At 58.0% G+C, this 16378-nt stretch carries 21 protein-coding genes; 16 read left to right on the top strand and 5 right to left on the bottom strand.

Features of this window, described 5'->3' with window-relative positions:
- Positions 1-15: 15 nt before the first annotated feature.
- Genes Q1J43_RS14090 through Q1J43_RS14080 form a run of 3 tightly spaced genes read right to left on the bottom strand, consistent with a single transcriptional unit; the run spans position 16 to position 3225 of the window.
- Positions 16-1596, bottom strand: coding sequence for an efflux RND transporter periplasmic adaptor subunit (locus Q1J43_RS14090; protein ID WP_301103138.1), 1581 nt, complete (start codon positions 1594-1596; stop codon positions 16-18).
- Positions 1593-2864 carry a TolC family protein gene (locus Q1J43_RS14085; RefSeq protein WP_301103137.1) on the bottom strand — a complete coding sequence of 424 codons (1272 nt, stop codon included), beginning with the start codon at positions 2862-2864 and terminating at the stop codon, positions 1593-1595. Before Q1J43_RS14085 ends, Q1J43_RS14090 begins: the two co-directional genes overlap by 4 nt.
- 34 nt (positions 2865-2898) lie before the next feature.
- Positions 2899-3225, bottom strand: coding sequence for a copper-binding protein (locus Q1J43_RS14080; protein WP_301103136.1), 327 nt, complete (start codon positions 3223-3225; stop codon positions 2899-2901).
- A gap of 123 nt (positions 3226-3348) precedes the next feature.
- On the opposite strand from Q1J43_RS14080, the gene Q1J43_RS14075 reads away from it, so the two are divergent.
- The 10 genes from Q1J43_RS14075 to Q1J43_RS14030 all read left to right on the top strand — a co-directional run bounded on the left by Q1J43_RS14075 (position 3349) and on the right by Q1J43_RS14030 (position 10128).
- A complete protein-coding gene (locus Q1J43_RS14075) occupies positions 3349-4032 on the top strand; it encodes a heavy metal response regulator transcription factor (RefSeq protein ID WP_301103135.1) in 684 nt (227 codons plus the stop codon).
- Complete coding sequence (locus Q1J43_RS14070; RefSeq protein ID WP_301103134.1) at positions 4029-5429, top strand: heavy metal sensor histidine kinase; 1401 nt, start codon at positions 4029-4031, stop codon at positions 5427-5429. The genes Q1J43_RS14075 and Q1J43_RS14070 overlap by 4 nt, the downstream gene beginning before the upstream one ends.
- A 144-nt stretch (positions 5430-5573) precedes the next feature.
- On the top strand, positions 5574-5822 hold the full coding sequence (locus tag Q1J43_RS14065; protein WP_301103133.1) for a type II toxin-antitoxin system CcdA family antitoxin: 249 nt from the start codon (positions 5574-5576) through the stop codon (positions 5820-5822).
- A complete protein-coding gene (locus Q1J43_RS14060) occupies positions 5822-6121 on the top strand; it encodes a CcdB family protein (protein WP_301103132.1) in 300 nt (99 codons plus the stop codon). The genes Q1J43_RS14065 and Q1J43_RS14060 overlap by 1 nt, the downstream gene beginning before the upstream one ends.
- A gap of 71 nt (positions 6122-6192) precedes the next feature.
- Positions 6193-6870 carry a tRNA (adenosine(37)-N6)-threonylcarbamoyltransferase complex dimerization subunit type 1 TsaB gene (gene tsaB / locus Q1J43_RS14055; protein WP_301103131.1) on the top strand — a complete coding sequence of 226 codons (678 nt, stop codon included), beginning with the start codon at positions 6193-6195 and terminating at the stop codon, positions 6868-6870.
- The gene (gene rimI, locus Q1J43_RS14050) at positions 6870-7349 is read left to right on the top strand and encodes a ribosomal protein S18-alanine N-acetyltransferase (protein ID WP_301103130.1); all 480 of its coding nucleotides are present in this window, start codon (positions 6870-6872) and stop codon (positions 7347-7349) included. The genes tsaB and rimI overlap by 1 nt, the downstream gene beginning before the upstream one ends.
- Complete coding sequence (locus Q1J43_RS14045; protein WP_301103129.1) at positions 7346-8092, top strand: uracil-DNA glycosylase; 747 nt, start codon at positions 7346-7348, stop codon at positions 8090-8092. Before rimI ends, Q1J43_RS14045 begins: the two co-directional genes overlap by 4 nt.
- Before the next feature lie 89 nt (positions 8093-8181).
- The gene (locus tag Q1J43_RS14040; RefSeq protein WP_301103128.1) at positions 8182-8781 is read left to right on the top strand and encodes a LemA family protein; all 600 of its coding nucleotides are present in this window, start codon (positions 8182-8184) and stop codon (positions 8779-8781) included.
- A gap of 13 nt (positions 8782-8794) precedes the next feature.
- The gene (locus tag Q1J43_RS14035) at positions 8795-9631 is read left to right on the top strand and encodes a YgcG family protein (protein WP_301103127.1); all 837 of its coding nucleotides are present in this window, start codon (positions 8795-8797) and stop codon (positions 9629-9631) included.
- Positions 9631-10128 (top strand): TPM domain-containing protein, encoded by a 498-nt coding sequence (locus Q1J43_RS14030; RefSeq protein ID WP_301103126.1) that lies wholly within the window; start codon positions 9631-9633, stop codon positions 10126-10128. Before Q1J43_RS14035 ends, Q1J43_RS14030 begins: the two co-directional genes overlap by 1 nt.
- 19 nt (positions 10129-10147) lie before the next feature.
- On the opposite strand, the gene lplT is transcribed toward Q1J43_RS14030, so the two are convergent.
- Positions 10148-11413: a lysophospholipid transporter LplT gene (lplT, locus tag Q1J43_RS14025; RefSeq protein WP_301103125.1), complete on the bottom strand. Its 1266-nt coding sequence runs from the start codon at positions 11411-11413 to the stop codon at positions 10148-10150.
- 174 nt (positions 11414-11587) lie between these two features.
- Between lplT and alr the strand changes: the two genes are divergently transcribed.
- The 5 genes from alr to Q1J43_RS14000 all read left to right on the top strand — a co-directional run bounded on the left by alr (position 11588) and on the right by Q1J43_RS14000 (position 15111).
- Positions 11588-12676, top strand: a complete 1089-nt coding sequence (gene alr / locus Q1J43_RS14020) for an alanine racemase (protein ID WP_301103124.1) — start codon at positions 11588-11590, stop codon at positions 12674-12676.
- Positions 12677-13106: 430 nt separating this feature from the next.
- Positions 13107-13424, top strand: a complete 318-nt coding sequence (locus tag Q1J43_RS14015) for a diacylglycerol kinase (RefSeq protein WP_301103169.1) — start codon at positions 13107-13109, stop codon at positions 13422-13424.
- A 335-nt stretch (positions 13425-13759) separates the two neighbouring features.
- A complete protein-coding gene (locus Q1J43_RS14010) occupies positions 13760-14191 on the top strand; it encodes a hypothetical protein (RefSeq protein WP_301103123.1) in 432 nt (143 codons plus the stop codon).
- Between the two features lie 339 nt (positions 14192-14530).
- Positions 14531-14788, top strand: a complete 258-nt coding sequence (locus tag Q1J43_RS14005; protein ID WP_301103122.1) for an antitoxin — start codon at positions 14531-14533, stop codon at positions 14786-14788.
- Complete coding sequence (locus tag Q1J43_RS14000; RefSeq protein WP_301103121.1) at positions 14785-15111, top strand: type II toxin-antitoxin system PemK/MazF family toxin; 327 nt, start codon at positions 14785-14787, stop codon at positions 15109-15111. The genes Q1J43_RS14005 and Q1J43_RS14000 overlap by 4 nt, the downstream gene beginning before the upstream one ends.
- A 22-nt stretch (positions 15112-15133) precedes the next feature.
- Here Q1J43_RS14000 and Q1J43_RS13995 read toward each other — a convergent pair whose 3' ends face one another.
- Positions 15134-15694 (bottom strand): hypothetical protein, encoded by a 561-nt coding sequence (locus Q1J43_RS13995; protein WP_301103120.1) that lies wholly within the window; start codon positions 15692-15694, stop codon positions 15134-15136.
- 121 nt (positions 15695-15815) lie between these two features.
- Between Q1J43_RS13995 and Q1J43_RS13990 the strand changes: the two genes are divergently transcribed.
- Positions 15816-16118, top strand: coding sequence for a hypothetical protein (locus Q1J43_RS13990; protein ID WP_301103119.1), 303 nt, complete (start codon positions 15816-15818; stop codon positions 16116-16118).
- Positions 16119-16378 lie beyond the last annotated feature (260 nt).

The raw sequence follows: 16378 nt of genomic DNA, 5'->3' as shown, positions 1-16378 counted from the left end.
TCTCCTCTGTGCCCGTTAATGGTCGGCGTGTGGCTTGGCGGCTGACGGCTTAAGACTCGTGATGACCCATTCACCTGCCTGCCGCTCGACGAACTCGAAGTCAATTGTCGCGCCGGGTTTCAGATCCCTCTGCAACGCCGGGTTGGCCAGCTTGAATTCCATGGTCATCGCCGGCCATTTGAGGCTGGCGACCGGGCCGTGTTCGATGCTGAGCGTAGCGTTTTTGGCGTCGATTTGCTCGATCTTGCCGGCAGCCTGGTGGCCGACCGCTCCTGGCGATCCCGCCGCACTCGTCGCGGCACCGCCGAATCCGCCAATGGCGGCTTTCAGATTGCTTTCGGCGTCGATCAGAAAGTTGGCGGCAACGACTACCAGCTCGCCGCCTTTGACGCCATCGATGACTTCAACATTGCTGTCGTTACGTGCGCCAAGTTTGACCTCGCGCGGTTCAAAACGGCCTTCACCCAGTTGTACCAGAACGATCTGGCGGGTGCCGCTGTCGATGACGGAGGACGTTGGTATGGTCACTACGGGTTCCTGGATCAATGCTGATGACATTTCTGACAATTCGACCTGGGCAAACATGGCGGGTTTCAACAGCAGTCCGGGGTTGGCAAGTTCGATGCGTACCGGCACGGTGCGCGTTGCCGCATTCAGGGTTGGGTAGACATAAGCGACACGGCCTGCGAACAGTTTGTCCGGATAGGCGTTGATCCTGACGTTTGCCTTGCCGCCTTGCTTGATCAGGCCAATGTCCTGCTCAAAGACGTCGGCGATAACCCACACGGATGACAGGTCGGCCACTTGATAAAGTGTCTCGCCCGGCATGAAGCGCATGCCCTGAATGGCTTTTTTATCGGTGACGATGCCCGATACCGGCGAGCGGAAGGTCAGGGTACGTTTGGCCTCGCCGGATGTGCTCAGTGTATGAATCTGTTCTTGCGAAATATCCCAGTTCTTCAGGCGTTGCAGGCTGGCGTCGGCCAATTGCTTCATTCCTGTCTGAGCTAAAGTGCCTGCGTCCTTTAGCGATTCAACGCCTTGTACGGCGAGGGCATATTCACGCTGCGCCGAAATGAGTTCCGGGCTATACACTTCGAACAAGGGCTGCCCCTTGCCGACGGCCTGACCCGTGACGTTCACATGCAGGCGCTCAACATAGCCTTCGAATTTTGGCGTAATAGCGTAGATTTTTCGCTCGTCTGCTTCGATGCGACCGGCAGCGCGAACCATTTTGTCCAGGCGGCGAAGCTGCGCGGCCTCGCTGCGAACGCCAAGCTTCTGAATTTTGTCGGTGCTGATCCTGACCTGCCTGGACGCCGACGGGTCGCTGGCATTTTCAACGTCGTCTTCACCTTCAAAGACAGCGATGTAGTCCATTCCCATCGGGTCTTTTTTTGGCGTTGGCGACGTGTCGGGCAAACCCATTGGATTGCGGTAAAAGAGAAGTTTCCGCGCCTTTTTGAGCGAACCGCTGGCAAGCGCTGTAGCGCCTTTGCCATGGGCTGGCGCTCCTTGGTTTCCAAGCCAGTAGCCACCACCCGCCGCAACACTGACGGCGAGCAGGCCAATGGCCAGTCCAACGCCTTGTTTCATAGGTCGTCTCCAACTATTCTTTCGATTTCTGCGAGGCGAATCTGCGCCTCGGTCTGTGCCTTGATCTGGCTTTGCCTGGCCTGCCTGATTTGCCGCTGGGCGTCAAGCAGGGTGGCGAAATCGACCTTGCCGTTTTCGTAGGCGGCCAAGGCCGAGTTGAAGGTCAATTCGGCCTGCGGCAGAAGGCTGGTTGTCGCCAGCATTTCGCTACGTCGTGCGGCTTCGATGGCGGAAAGATTCTCCGCGAGTTCAGCGAGTAACTGGTTCGCTGCGGCGTCCTTGCGTGACCTTGCAGCCAGCAGCATAGAGTCCGATTCACGCTCCTGCGCCCGGCGTGAGGATTGCTGAAGCGGAATATTGATCTCGACCATCACTTCCCACTCTTTGATGGCGCTCTGGTACTGGATCGGCGACAGACCCAGGGTGAAATCAGGGTAGCGATTCTTGTAGGTCAGCTCGCGGTTCTTTTCGGCTGATCTGATCTTTGCCTCTTCGACGAAAATCAGAGGGTTGCGCGAACGAACGCGCTCTTCAAGCACGTCGTAGTCGAGCTTGGCCGCCGCCGGGATCGGGCGCAGGCGATCTGCTTCGGCAAGCCTGGCCCCGGCAGGGCGGGCCAACAGGCCATTGATCCTGGCCCTGAGCTGGCTACGTTCGTTTTCCAAAGCGATCAGTTCATTGCGCATTCCGCTTTGCTCGATCTGCGCCCGGATCACGTCTTGCTGCACGGCCAGCCCCCCGGCATAGCGAAGCTGGGCGATTTTTTCCAGGCGGAGCATCAGGTCAAGAATCTCGCGCGCCAGTTGTTCGTTGCGCTGAACGTAGTAAAGCTGGGCATGCGCCGATTTGATGCGCGCAGCGAGTTCAGCCCAGGTGCCACGCGCCCGGCCTTGCGCGCCCTCGGCGTCGATTACGGCAATCTCCCGCTTCAAGTCGCGTTTGCCGTACCAGGGCAGGTCCTGCATCAGCAGATATTTTGTGCTGCCGACCCGAGACGGAGAAAGTGTGGCGCTTTGCTCCCCCATCCGGGTGAGATCGCGCAGCTCGGTTCTGAATTTCGGGTCGGGCAGGGCGCCCGCTGGATTGACTCGTTCGTCGGCGGCGTCTGCTTCGTAGCGCATCGCCGCGTATTCCGGATTTTTGCCTTTGGCGAAATCGAGAAGGCTGGCGACGCTTCCTCCCAGGGTATGTTCCTGGGATAACACCGGGGCGCTCAAGCCGGGAGCCAGCAATAAGACTAAGGCCAGCACAGGCAAAGTTTTTTGCATGGATGCTCCAAAGAGGCGGCTTGCAATGTCAGGTCTATTTAGCGGCTTCAAAACGCACGATGGTCAAGGTACCATTGACCGTGTCGGCGAGAAAACGAATCCTGTCGCCCTCCTTCATCTGCTCGATCCATGCCGCCTCCCTGACCCGGAAGACCATGCTCATTGCCGGCATGCCCAGATTGACCAGAGGGCCATGGGCAAGGGTCACCTTTCCGGCCGCGCGGTCCACCTTCTTCACCGTACCTTCGCTTAATGGCGATGTACTGGCCGCTTGAGCAGTCTTTGCGCCATGTCCTTCGTGTGCGCTGGCTGAAATCGGAAAAAGAATGGACAGGGCAATAAGGGTGGCGACAGTTTTCATGGGTTCTCCTGTTGTGGATTCGGCGAGATTTCTCGTACTGTAGCGAGAGCCAGGCGACGGGAAGCTGACTTGTAGATTACATTCCCGTAATCTTCGGGTGTTTTCGCTGTGAGGAGGGCTGGCTTGAAACTACTGATTGTCGAGGACGAACCCAAGACCGGCAACTATCTGCGGCAGGGCTTGCTCGAAGCCGGCTTCGTCGTTGATCTGGCGCGCGACGGGAGAGACGGGCTGCATGATGCACTGAGCATTGATTACGATCTGTTGATCCTTGATGTGATGCTCCCTGGAATCGATGGCTGGGAGGTTCTGCGAGGTATTCGCGCGGCGGGAAAAGAGTTGCCCGTGCTGTTCCTGACGGCGCGCGATCAGGTCGATGACCGAGTTCGCGGTCTTGAACTTGGCGCCGATGACTACCTCGTCAAACCCTTTGCTTTTGCCGAACTGCTGGCTCGTGTGCGCACCCTGCTGCGTCGGGGCGGTCGGGGCAAGGAGCCTGAATTCCTGCGCGTCGCTGATCTTGAAGTCGATCTGCTGCGCCGTCGCGTCACCCGCTGTGGCAAGCGTATTGAGCTGACCGCCAAGGAATTTGCGCTGCTTGAACTACTTTTACGCCGCCAGGGTGAGGTGCTGCCGCGTTCGCTGATTGCGTCCCAGCTTTGGGACATGAACTTCGACAGCGATACCAACGTCATCGAAGTTGCCGTGCGGCGGCTGCGCGCGAAGGTGGACGATGGCTTCGAGCCCAAACTCATTCGTACCGTCAGGGGCATGGGTTATGTCCTCGAGGAGTCAGCGTGCGAGTGAAGCGGCGCCTTTCGCTTACGTTGCGGCTGACGGTTCTCTTTGCGCTGGCCTCGACGGTCGTGCTGCTTCTGCTCGGTTACCTGATTGCCGGCGCCGTCGAGCAGCATTTTGTCGAGCAGGATATGGACGTCCTGACCGGCAAACTTGAGCTGACGCGGCATGCCCTGGAAAAAGTGCGTTCGGATCAGGATATGAACGCCATTCCCCAGCAACTCGACGATTCACTGGTCGGTCATCATGGTCTGGCCGTCGTGGTCAAAGCACCGGACGGCCAGATCCTGTTTGCAACGAGCGGCGCCGAATTTCCACAGACCCTGCTGGAGCACAAGGTCGATTCACTGCGCCCGATGGTGTGGACGACTGCCAACAACACCCCAATGCGCGGAATCGCCGCGCTTGCCGGAACCGGGCTGAAAATCGGACTGAAGGATGCGCCACCTGCCATCGTCGCTGTGGCCACCGATATTTCTCATCACGAACAATTCATGAGCTCGTTCCGCGTCACCCTGTGGTTTTTCGTTGTCCTGGCCGCCTTGATGACCGGTTTCCTCGGCTGGATCGCCGCCCAGCGGGGGCTTGCGCCCTTGCAGACGATACGTCGGGAAGCCGAAGGCATCACCGCGCATCGGCTCGATGCGCGCTTGGCCGTTGATGCGGTGCCTGCCGAGCTGGCCGATCTGGTCGAAACGCTCAATGCCATGCTGTCCCGTCTTAAAGATTCGTTCCGGCGCCTCTCGGACTTTTCCTCGGACCTGGCGCACGAACTGCGCACCCCGGTCAGCAACCTGCTGACGCAAACCCAGGTCATTCTTGCCCAGCCGCGAATGCTCGAAGACTACCGGGATGTGCTGGTGTCGAACACAGAAGAATTTGAGCGGCTTTCGCACATGATTGCGGACATGCTCTTTATTGCCAAAGCAGACGATGGGCAGATTGTTCCCACGCGAGAAGTGATTGCGCTCGACCAGATTGCTGAGGCGTTGATCGACTTCTTCCGCCTGATTGCCGACGAAAAAGGCGTGTCGCTGACAGTCTCGGGAAGGGGCCAAATGATGGGCGATTCGTCGATGATCCGGCGGGCGATCGGCAATCTGCTATCGAACGCCATACGGCATACGAACAGTGATGGCCAGGTCAGCATTGCGATTGATCCTTCGCCCGTGCGGGGCGTGAAAATCGTCGTCGCCAACAGCGGAGAGCCGATTCCGGCAAGCCATTTGCCGCGCCTGTTCGATCGTTTTTATCGGGTTGACCCGTCGCGGCATTGGGAGGGAATGCATTCCGGCCTGGGATTGGCGATCGTAAAATCGATTGTCGAAGCGCATGGCGGAAGCGTCTACGTTGAATCGGCAGCGGGAATGACCTCCTTCATCATGGCGATTCCGCTCGGTGATTGAAGGTTCTCTGCTCGGAGTGGGCGCAGGCGAGAACACCCGAGCGTCGCATTGTCGGAAACGTCCCGCTACAACATTGGGATAAACAAAATGTTGCAAATAATGCGCATTAATGGCAACATTTAAACGCATTCGATGGAGGTTTCTATGCGAACTACGATTTTGGCTACAAATAGCACGCGGAAAGCCGCCAACGTCACTCTGGCTGAATCGTTATTGTCCGAAGCTAAAGCGCTGCGTATCAACGTTTCAAAGGCGGCCGAAGAAGGTTTGACGCGCGCCGTCGCGCAGAAACGTGCCGCGTTGTGGCTGGAGGCCAATCGCTCGGCCATTGACAGTTCGAACCGGTTTGTTGAGCAGCACGGACTCCCCCTGTCTTCGTACCAGCAGTTCTGATGGCACGATTCGGCGTTTATAAGAATCCGGACGGCGAGGGGTATCTCCTTGATGTCCAGGCGGACCTGCTGAGCCATTTTAATACCCGTGTGGTCATCCCTCTGCTGCCCTTAAGCCAGGCGCCCGCGCCCGCCAAAACCTTAAATCCCGTCTTTGACGTCACCGGTACCGCCCACGTCATGGTCACTCAATTCCTGGCGGCCGTGCCGGAGTCCCTGCTCAAGACCTGTCTGTCGAGCCAGGATCACCGCCGGGACGAGATCATTGCGGCCCTGGATTTGCTGTTTCAGGGATTCTGATCGAGAACAGCCAGCTACACGTTTTGGCCTTTTGAGCGACGCCAGCGGAGACGACGGGTAGAATGCGCCTCATGAATATTCTTGCCCTTGAAACCGCCACCGACCCCGGTTCCGTTGCTCTCTGGCGTAGCGGGGCGGTTGTTGTGCGCAGTTGTCAGGACGGGTGTTCGAATTCTGAAACCTTGCTGCCGCTAGCTCAGACCGTCTTGCGCGAAGCCGGGCTGGGTTTTGCTGATCTTGACGGCATCGCTTTCGGCGCCGGTCCCGGCTCGTTTACCGGGCTGCGCGTCGCCTGTGGTGTTGCTCAGGGCTTGGCTGTCGCTCGTGATCTACCGCTGCTTGGCGTCGGAACGCTGGCGGCGATGGCGCTGGCCAGTGGCGGTGAACGCGTTTTGGTGGCACTCGATGCGCGCATGGGGGAGATTTACATCGGTTTTTTCGAACAGGGCGAGCAGCAGGGCGAAATCGGCGTTTATTCTCCGGCATCCGTCCCACTGCCTCAAAGCGGTGGCTGGCTGGCTTGCGGCAACGGGTTGGCGGCCTATCCGCTGTTGCGCGAGCGCTGGTCGCCCTTTGTCGATGTCTGGCAGCCTGAATTGATGCCCAGCGCTGAAGCCGTGGTCCGGCTCGCCGCGCCGCATCTGGAGCGTGGAGAGGGGATCGACGCGGCCGACGCCGTACCCCTCTATGTGCGCGACAAGGTGGCAAAGACCGTAGCCGAGCGCCTGGCAGAAGGCGGTAAAGCCTGATGGATACCGCACTCGAACTGGGCGTTGTTGAATTGTTGCCGATGCGGCAAGGCGATCTCGATGCGGTGCTGGCCATCGAGTGCCACGTTTGTTCTTTCCCCTGGGGGCGGATCAATTTCACGGATTCAATGGCCTGTGGCTACAGTTGCTGGGTATGCCGGGTAGATAACGTCGTGGTGGGTTATTTCGTTCTCATGCTGGCGGTTGATGATGCACATCTACTCACCATCGGCGTCGCCGAAAGCCATCAAAGACGGGGGCTTGGTGCGCGCCTCTTGCGCCAGGCCATGGTCGTCGGGTTGGCCGCTGGGGCCAAGACTTTGCTTCTGGAGGTGCGCCCCTCAAACACCAAGGCGCTGGCGATGTATCAGCATTTCGGTTTTGGGGAAATTGGCGTTCGTCGTGGCTATTATCCGGCCGACGGCGGTCGCGAGGATGCGCTGGTGCTGACCCATCCACTGGCCGAGGTGTCGGTATGAATTTGAGCCGTGATCAGGTGCTTGACGAAATGGGGCTGTCGCCACGGTGGGCGCTGCGCGAGCAGCCCTCGGTCGCCCGGGGCGCGAAGCCTACGCCTGTACCTCAGGCCAATGACGCCTTGGCTGCGCTCACTGTCTCCGCAGCCGAGCGTCCCGAACACATCGCCCGACTGGGTTGGGAGCAGTTGCGGCAAAGCATCGCCGTCTGTCGTTCCTGTGGCCTGTGTGCCGAGCGCAAGCAGGCTGTTCCCGGCGTTGGCGACGAGAACGCCGACTGGCTGTTCATCGGCGAAGGGCCGGGAGCGGAAGAAGATGAGCGCGGTGAACCTTTTGTCGGCCCGGCCGGCAAGCTGCTCGACGCCATGCTGGCGGCCATCGATCTTAAGCGCGGGAATGATGTTTATATCGCCAATGCCGTAAAGTGTCGTCCACCCGCCAACCGCACGCCTGAAGCCGTTGAAATGGCCGCCTGTGCGCCGTATTTGAAGCGCCAGATCGAGTTGCTGCAACCTAAGTTGATTGTTCTGCTTGGTCGCGCCGCCGTGCATGCGCTGCTTGGCGAAACGGGTTCTCTTGCCAGCCTGCGCGGAAAGCCGCTGGCCTACCGTGACGGGGAACGCGAGATCCCGGTGGTCGTGACCTACCACCCGGCGTATCTGCTCAGAACGCTGCCCGACAAGGCCAAGGCCTGGGAGGATCTGTGCCGGGCCCGTGCCTTGATGCGTCTGGAAAAAGCGGGATAAGTTGTCATCTGAGCCAGGCTTGTCTTGCAATCTGGCATAAGGTCACCACATAGCTGTTGTCTTGTTCGTTCCTTTGCGGAGAAAATGTCATGCGCATCAGAATTCTTGCCGTCCTTGCGGTGTTGCTCAGCCTGCTTTCCGGCTGCGGTTACAACAGCTTTCAGACCGGTGACGAGGCAGTCAAATCGGCGTGGTCGGAAGTGGTCAATCAGTACCAGCGGCGTGCCGATCTGGTTCCCAATCTGGTCAGTACCGTCCAGGGCTACGCCGCCCATGAAAAAGACGTTCTCACCCAGGTCACCCAGGCGCGCGCGCAGGTTGGCGGAATCCAGGCTACCCCGGAACTGATCAACAATCCTGAAGCCTTTGCCAAGTTCCAGCAGGCACAGGCCGGGCTTTCGAGCGCGTTGTCGCGCCTGCTGGTGGTTGCTGAAAACTACCCGAACCTGAAGGCCGATGCTTCGTTCCGCGATCTGCAGGCGCAACTGGAAGGTACCGAAAACCGTATCACCGTGGCGCGCAACCGCTATATCAAGTCGGTTGAAGCCTATAACGTCTCGGTACGCACCTTTCCGAACAATCTGACAGCGATGGTTTTCGGCTACCAGATCAAACCCAACTTCAGCGTTGAAAACGAGAAGGCTATTTCCGTGGCGCCGAAGGTTGATTTTGGCAGTACGAAGAAATAGTTTGCAAACCCCCATGCTGCGCACACTGATTGCGCTTTGCTTCCTGTGCTTCTCCAGCCTGGTCGGAGCGCAGCAGTTGCAGGCCGTTCCGAAGCTGAGCGCGCATGTCATTGACCAGACGGCAACACTCTCGGCGGATCAGCTTTCCCGGCTGGATGCGAAGCTGGCTGGTTTTGAGCGCCAGAAAGGCTCGCAGATCGCTGTGCTGATGGTGGCTACGGTGACTCCCGAGAGTGTCGCGGAATATGCGTTGCGGGTTGCTGAAACGTGGAAACTCGGGCGCAAGGGCGTTGACGACGGGGCCTTGCTGCTGATTGCTAAGCAGGACAGGAAGCTGCGCATCGAGGTTGGCTACGGGTTGGAGGGGGCGCTCAACGACGCCACCGCCAAACGCATCATTAGCGAAACGATCAGTCCGTACTTCAAGCAGAGCGATTTCTACGCCGGGATTGATGCCGGAGTCGATGCGATGATCAAGGTCATTGGTGGCGAATCGTTGCCAAAGCCAATGCCGGCGAACAAAGCGGTGGGCGCTGGGATCGATTTTGAATCGCTGATCTTCGTTGGTTTCATTCTGGTTTTTGTTGTTGGCGGTGTTTTGCGCGCCGTCTTTGGCCGCTTTCTGGCCGCTGGAGTCATTGGCGGTGTAGCCGGCATTATGGCCTCCTTGTTCTTTTCCTCAATGCTGCTTGCCATCGTTGCCGGGATTGTCGCCTTTCTTGCTTCGCTCTTTGGTGGTGGCATGGGCGGTCTTGGCGGCTGGTCTTCCGGCGGCGGGTTCAGGGGTGGCGGTGGCTTCTCGGGCGGCGGCGGAAGCTTTGGCGGCGGTGGCGCCTCGGGAGGTTGGTAATGCGGCTCTCCAGACTAGTACAGCATTTGGTGATACCCGGCTGGTGGGTGTTGCGCGCCTTCCCGAAATCGGCGCTGCGCCGCATCGAACAGGCCATCACGGCCTCTGAACGCAGTCACCAGGGCGAATTGCGCTTCGTCGTCGAAGCCAATCTGCCGCTGCCTGGATTGCTGCACGATCAGACCCCACGGCAGCGGGCGACCGAGTTGTTCGCACAGCTTGGCGTTTGGGACACCGAGCACAATAGCGGTGTCCTGATCTACCTGCAGTTGATCGACCACTGCGTCGAGATTGTCGCCGATCGCGGAATTCATCTCAGAGTTGGCGAAGGGTTCTGGCGCGCGGTCTGTGGCCGTATGGAGATGGCGTTTCGCGTAGGGCAATACGAAAGCGGATCGCTGCGGGCACTGGACGAAATCACCCGGGCGCTTGCCGAGCATTTTCCGACGTCCGCTGACAACCCGGACGAACTGCCCAATGCACCACTGATTTGCTGAGGCCCTGATTTTCAGTAGCTCAGTGGCTGCCACCGTCGTCGAGGTGAATGACGTCGTCGTGTTTAAGCTGGTTGGCCTGGTGGCGGCGCTTGACGAGCAGCATGCTGGCGCTGACGAAGAGGCCGAAGAGCGTGATCACCCAGTAAATCGAGAGATCAATCTTGACCATCAGGTAATAGATGCCGGTCATCATGAGAATCGACAGGTTCTCGTTGAAATTCTGGACGGCGATTGAATGGCCGGCGCCCATCAGGATGTGACCACGGTGCTGAAGCAGCGCGTTCATAGGCACGACAAAATAGCCGGAAAGCCCGCCGATGATGATGAGCAGCGGAACGGCCAGCCATACAAAGTGGACGAAGTTCATGACCAGCACGATGAGGCCCATTGCGATACCGAGAGGGATGACGCCGAGCGATTTGCGCAGCGTGATCATTTTGGCCGCGCCGACGGCGCCCAGCGCGACGCCCAGCGCGACGACACCCTGCAGCATGCTCGATTTGGACAGGTCGAGTTGCAGTGACACTTCGGCCCATTTGATCACGATGAACTGCAAGGTGGCGCCGGCTCCCCAGAAGAGGGTGGTGACCGCTAGCGAGATCTGCCCCAAACGGTCGCGCCAGAGCAGCACCAGACAGTGGTTGAACTCACGCATCAGGTACCAGGGGTTTTTGTGCAGCGTCTTGTGATCGACGCCGGTCTCCGGTACATAGAGGTTGAACATCGACGCCAGGATATAAAAGGCACCGACGAAACACAGCCCCATTTCGCTGACCGTGTCGATTCCGGTGTTAATTATGGGGAAGTCAAGCGACAACAGTTTGTAGGCGATTGCCGGCTGGATTAGTGCGCCGCCGATGACAACGCCCAGAATGATGGCGCATACGGTCAATCCCTCGATCCAGCCGTTGGCGATGACGAGCAGGCGATGTGGCAGGTACTCGGTCAGGATGCCGTATTTGGCTGGTGAGTAGGCGGCGGCGCCGAGGCCGACGACGGCGTAGGCCAACAGCGGATGGACGTTAACGAACATCATGGCGCAGCCAACAATCTTGACCGTGTTGCTGATGAACATCACCCGCCACTTGGGCATGGAGTCGGCAAAGGCCCCGACAAAGGCGGCCAGCACAACGTAGGAGACGGTAAAGAAGGTTTTTAGCAGTGGCTCATAGGCCGCCGGCGCGTGCATTTCGCGCAGGGCGGCAATAGCAACAATGAGCAGGGCATTGTCGGCAAGCGCGGAAAAAAATTGCGCCGCCATAATGATGTAAAAGCCAAAAGGCATCTTGGAATCGGGTCGCGCTCTCATTGAGTGGCGGATTTATACCATGAAAGCCCGGAAGTTGTTAGCGTGCCTGATCCGCATTTTTTCCCGGAGCGGACGTGCGCCTTGTGTTGAGGCAAAATGCGGTTGATACTCCTGATCCCATCAACAAGCAGCCAAGGAAGCATTCATCCCATGCCGCGTCCGATTCAAGCACGCATCGACCTCTCGGCGCTGCGTCACAATTACCACGTCGCGAGAAGACGGCTTGCAACTGCGCCAAGGCCGGCCAAGGTATGGGCCGTGGTCAAGGCCGACGCCTATGGGCATGGTCTGCCGCGCGCGGCGACGGCGCTGGCCGATGTGGCCGATGGCTTCGCACTGCTCGAACTGGAAGCGGCGGTGGCTTTGCGTGATGCCGGCATCCGTCAGCCCATTTTGCTGCTTGAGGGCTTTTTCGAACCCGACGATGTGACCGTCTGTGCTCAGTACGGGCTGATTCCTTGTATTCACCGCAGCGAACAACTGCAAATGATCCGTGCCGCCGCGCTGCCGTTGCGTCTGCCAATCTATCTCAAGCTTAATACCGGAATGAACCGCCTCGGCTTTACCCCGGCCCAACTGCCGGCCGTGCATCGCGAACTGGCCGCGTCAACGGCAATTGGCGCGCTGACGCTGATGGCGCACTTTGCCGAAGCTGATGGCGGCCGCGGCGTCGACTGGCAACTTGAGCGCTTCGCCGCCATGCGCGCAGGCTGGCCTGAAGATACTCCCGTTTCGCTCGCCAATTCAGCGGCCATCCTGCATCATCCGCACACCGCGCACGACTGGGCGCGGCCCGGAATCATGCTCTACGGCGGCAGCCCCTTTGCTGACATCAGCGCTGCCAGCCTTGATCTGAAACCGGTGATGACACTGCACAGCAAAATCATGGCCGTACAGGAGATCGGCGTCGGCGAACGCGTCGGCTATGGCGGTACTTTCGCCGCGCAACGGCCGACGCGGCTGGGCATCGTTGCCTGCGGCTACGCTGACGGCTATCCACGCCATGCCCCAAGCGGTACGCCGATTCTGGTCGCCGGTCGGCGCAGCGCAACCCTGGGCCGGGTGTCAATGGACATGCTGGCCTGCGATCTGACCGACCTTCCTGAAGCCGGCGTCGACAGCCCGGTCGTGCTGTGGGGCGAAGGCCTGCCCGCCGACGAAGTCGCCGCCGCCGCCGGGACCGTCAGTTACGAGCTGTTTTGCGCACTCGCCCGGCGCGTGCCGGTGGTCGAGGTCTAGCAGCCTGTCGAACTTGATGGGTCGAAGCGAAAAATGTGGGGGGCGAGCGCAGTTTTTCAAGCGAATAGTTATTCTATTCGCGCAGAAACACGGGCGAAAATGAGCCGTCTTCCCACATTTTGCAGCCGACTTGGTCAAGTCCGACAGGCTGCTAGAGCAGGTTGTACAGGTGCGAGACAGACAGCGTGGCTAGGCGCTCATAGCGCGGATCGTCATAGTCCCGGTAGGCCCGCCGCAGAGATGCTCGATCGCCGGTCCGCAGACGTCTGCATGGGCCTGGTCCATCTGGACACGTTGGACAAGGCTTGGATTTGAGCGGTCACCGGCGAGGCCGGTATACTTGCCACTTCATATTCCTGGCGAGGAGAAGCTGGTGTTTGAAGAAAGCCCCTTCAAGGGAAAAACCGGTGTGCAGCGAATCTGGAATGCCATGCACTATTCGCTGGCCGGATTGCGTGCGGCTTTCACCTGTGAAGACGCTTTTCGTCAGGAGGCACGGCTTGCCGCGCTGCTGATTCCCGCCAGCTTTTTTCTGCCGGTGAGCGGCCTTGGCCGGGCTCTGATGATCGCCAGCATTTTGCTGGTGCTAATTGTCGAGTTGCTCAATTCGGCGATCGAAGCCGCAGTGGATCGGATCTCCCTTGATCGGCATCATCTGTCCAAACGCGCCAAAGACATTGGCAGCGCGGCCGTCCTGCTGGCGCTGATCAACGTGGCATTTGTCTGGTTTTGCGTCCTCTGGGGGTAAGTCCGGCAGGCGCTGGGCCTCGTCCGCATACGCGCACTGGCCGCCGTGGTCGGTACAGCAGCCCGGATAGCGCGGCGTGTTCGCGACGCCTTGATCATTACCGACGCCGGAAATGTTTGCTCGCGGTGGCAAGTTTGCGAAAGCGATCCGCTTCGGGCAAATCCTTATTGTCCTCGAAAATTCAATCCGCCGCGTCGAGGGCGACACCTTTTGGTTGCGGCCAGCGGCCGCGCTAAGCTGATGGAAATGTCATCACGGTACAACCCCACTCACGCCCCATCCTGTGTCGCGTGAAGTGATCGAACGGCGCCCATTTTCTTGGCGTTCAGAAACTCATGACCCCGGCGGATTACGTGGCGGCCTATCAACCCCGGGTCCAGTGCCTGGCCTACACGGCGCCGATCTACGATAAATTGACTGAACCGGATGAGGTTCCGCTCCCGACGGCCTGCCTGAGTTCTAAAAACCGGGGCTGTAAATGCTATAGCCAGCAGGCGACGTTGCTCGATATGCTGCAAGAGCTTTGCCAGCAGATCGTCAATAATGGATTTTTTCAGGCGTTTGGTAACAAAGGCAGGGGAGGTGGGCAGTTGGTCAGGAATGAACCGCTCAAAACTGATCCGGTCAGGCTCGCCACCACGGAGCCGCCGCCGATGGGCCTGCCGCCTACGGATAAAATGTCCTTCCTGCCTGAGGGTATGAGGCCAGTGGCCAACGACTCGACCAATCCGCGCTTCAATCCTGCCCTTCACATCCCAAAATACTGACATCGTGCCGCGGGGCGCGACGTAGGAGCGACACGGGCACGATGCTTTTAAGCCTTTGTTGTCTTTTCTCACCGTCGTCGCGCGCAGCATCGTGCGCGGCCGGGCCGCCACCACGGAGGATCGGTGGGTTCACCCGGTCTTTCCTACCGAAGGGCACTGGGTATCCGAGCCGGCAGGCTCAACCCGATGGCCGTGTCCCGGGTTGACGCCTTTCCCTACAAAACCGCTTTTTATCTGTGGTGGATCCAAGTGAACAGGTGGTTTTCGACAGACCGAAGCTTGCAGTGCTGATCAATCACGGTTATACTTTAATATAATTAAACTCGATGGAGGTGCATTATGCACACAACTAATTTGCGCAAGGTCGGCGGCTCGGTCATGCTGGCCGTTCCGCCAGCGTTTCTTGACCAATTGCACCTCCAAGTAGGGGCCACCGTAGGCGTGGCGGTCACTGATGGCCGTCTGGTGGTTGATCCTAAGCCTCGGCTGCGTTACACGCTTGCGGAACTTCTGGCGACTTCGGATTATTCACAACCACAACCGGCGGAAGAACGCGAATGGGTTGATGCGCCGGCTGTGGGTCGTGAACTGATATGAGGCGCGGTGATATTTACCTGGTCTCGCTTGATCCGACTGAAGGGCGTGAACAACGCGGTAGCCGTCCCGTTCTGGTTGTGTCGCCTGTCGAGTTTAACGAGGCAACCAAGTTACCGGTGATTTGCCCGATCACCACTGGTGGTGACTTTGCCCGTCGCATTGGGTTCGCTGTTCCTTTGACGGGTATCAAAACAACCGGTGTTGTTCGCTGTGATCAGCCTCGTGTGCTTGATCTTGGTGCTCGTAATGCGCGCAAGGTCGACACCGTGCCAGTTTCGATCATGGAAGAGGTTCTGGCAAAACTCGCCCCGATTTTTGAATGAAGCCTTTAAAGGCAGCGTTTCTTTAATCCCTTGCCACCAAAGCACACGCCTCAGTGACGGGGCGCTTTATCCACAGAAACCGGGGATAACTCAGGCTGGGGCGAATGCGTTGGATCTGATGCCAAAAATCCAGCGACCAAGTAAAGCCAGAACTGAAGCCAAAAATCCACAAAAGTCGCATAATTTGTATTCTGTTCACTTCACTTTCGCCGCTCTGAATCCCTTGCTGCGTCTGGGCTTTTGCTTCTCCTGTCATTATCAGGGTCGTACTTGACAGGCCGAGCAATGCGGCGATCATAAAAGAAGCGGCGATTCTGACGAGCTTTTTTGCGTATCGTTTCCACGCCTCCCGCCGTGTCTCGTCTTTCTCTGATTCGCTTCTGACGTTCGCGATTACTACGTCAAGCGGTATTTCCAATATTTCTGCAATTTTCATGCAAGCGTATTCATCTGGAATGCGCTCGCCTTTGTAGTAGTAATGTACTAAGGCTCTAGGAATTCCTAGCTCTGCGGCTAATGCATAGTCTGTTTCTATTCCTTTTTTTGCTTTAGCACTGTCTAGTAATTCTTTTATTTTTCCCATCGTTCCTCTCCGTTGACTCCCTTAGTTTAGCTTCGTTTTGTAACTTGACAACGTTACGTTTAGTAACTATTGTTTGATTCGTTACGAATTGTAACGCAACCTAACCAAGGAGGAAAACCAAATGAGAGTTAAAGCCTTAGGGGCCTACCGCATGACAGGAATTGCGAAGGCTAGTGGCAAAGCTTACGACATGGGCAAGCTGGTGATTGAAGTTCCGGTAGAGAACATGGCCACACCGAAGATGACGCGGGTGGGTTACGGCTCAACCACGAATGAATTGGATGTTGCGCCAGAATCTGTTGCCAAGTTCAATTTTCATTATCCGCTCGAACTTGACCTTGAAGTTGATCAGGTTATTCAGTTTGGCAGTCTTCAAGCAATCATTGTTGGTGCAAGACCGGTCGCGGTGGTTAAGGCGGCGTAATTGTCCATGCCGCCTGTCAGGTCTTTGTCCATGGGCACAGATTTCCAAAAACATGGGTATAGCGTGTTCAAAAGTGGTTTTGGGCAGGCGGTTTATTTTTTCCGTGGCGTGTTATTCCTTTTGCATATTTTTTGTGATTTTCCGTTTTTTGTGGTTTTCGGTTTTGGAGTCCCCCTCCCCTATAACAATAGGGGGACGAGTGCCAAAATGGCAGTAAACCTACTCATTATAACAATAGGGGGACGAGTGCCAAAATGGCA

Source organism: Propionivibrio sp. (assembly GCF_029255185.1).
Lineage (GTDB): Bacteria > Pseudomonadota > Gammaproteobacteria > Burkholderiales > Rhodocyclaceae > Propionivibrio.
The sequence above is the reverse complement of the archived record's forward strand: the minus strand, read 5'-3'. Positions and strand labels throughout refer to the sequence as shown.

Coding starts and splice junctions, on each gene's coding strand:
- Q1J43_RS14090 (WP_301103138.1), bottom strand. CDS start 1,596: ATGAAACAAGGCGTTGGACTGGCCATTGGCCTGCTCGCCGTCAGTGTT.
- Q1J43_RS14085 (WP_301103137.1), bottom strand. CDS start 2,864: ATGCAAAAAACTTTGCCTGTGCTGGCCTTAGTCTTATTGCTGGCTCCC.
- Q1J43_RS14080 (WP_301103136.1), bottom strand. CDS start 3,225: ATGAAAACTGTCGCCACCCTTATTGCCCTGTCCATTCTTTTTCCGATT.
- Q1J43_RS14065 (WP_301103133.1), top strand. CDS start 5,574: ATGCGAACTACGATTTTGGCTACAAATAGCACGCGGAAAGCCGCCAAC.
- Q1J43_RS14060 (WP_301103132.1), top strand. CDS start 5,822: ATGGCACGATTCGGCGTTTATAAGAATCCGGACGGCGAGGGGTATCTC.
- tsaB (WP_301103131.1), top strand. CDS start 6,193: ATGAATATTCTTGCCCTTGAAACCGCCACCGACCCCGGTTCCGTTGCT.
- rimI (WP_301103130.1), top strand. CDS start 6,870: ATGGATACCGCACTCGAACTGGGCGTTGTTGAATTGTTGCCGATGCGG.
- Q1J43_RS14045 (WP_301103129.1), top strand. CDS start 7,346: ATGAATTTGAGCCGTGATCAGGTGCTTGACGAAATGGGGCTGTCGCCA.
- Q1J43_RS14040 (WP_301103128.1), top strand. CDS start 8,182: ATGCGCATCAGAATTCTTGCCGTCCTTGCGGTGTTGCTCAGCCTGCTT.
- Q1J43_RS14035 (WP_301103127.1), top strand. CDS start 8,795: ATGCTGCGCACACTGATTGCGCTTTGCTTCCTGTGCTTCTCCAGCCTG.
- Q1J43_RS14030 (WP_301103126.1), top strand. CDS start 9,631: ATGCGGCTCTCCAGACTAGTACAGCATTTGGTGATACCCGGCTGGTGG.
- lplT (WP_301103125.1), bottom strand. CDS start 11,413: ATGCCTTTTGGCTTTTACATCATTATGGCGGCGCAATTTTTTTCCGCG.
- alr (WP_301103124.1), top strand. CDS start 11,588: ATGCCGCGTCCGATTCAAGCACGCATCGACCTCTCGGCGCTGCGTCAC.
- Q1J43_RS14015 (WP_301103169.1), top strand. CDS start 13,107: ATGCACTATTCGCTGGCCGGATTGCGTGCGGCTTTCACCTGTGAAGAC.
- Q1J43_RS14010 (WP_301103123.1), top strand. CDS start 13,760: ATGACCCCGGCGGATTACGTGGCGGCCTATCAACCCCGGGTCCAGTGC.
- Q1J43_RS14005 (WP_301103122.1), top strand. CDS start 14,531: ATGCACACAACTAATTTGCGCAAGGTCGGCGGCTCGGTCATGCTGGCC.
- Q1J43_RS14000 (WP_301103121.1), top strand. CDS start 14,785: ATGAGGCGCGGTGATATTTACCTGGTCTCGCTTGATCCGACTGAAGGG.
- Q1J43_RS13995 (WP_301103120.1), bottom strand. CDS start 15,694: ATGGGAAAAATAAAAGAATTACTAGACAGTGCTAAAGCAAAAAAAGGA.
- Q1J43_RS13990 (WP_301103119.1), top strand. CDS start 15,816: ATGAGAGTTAAAGCCTTAGGGGCCTACCGCATGACAGGAATTGCGAAG.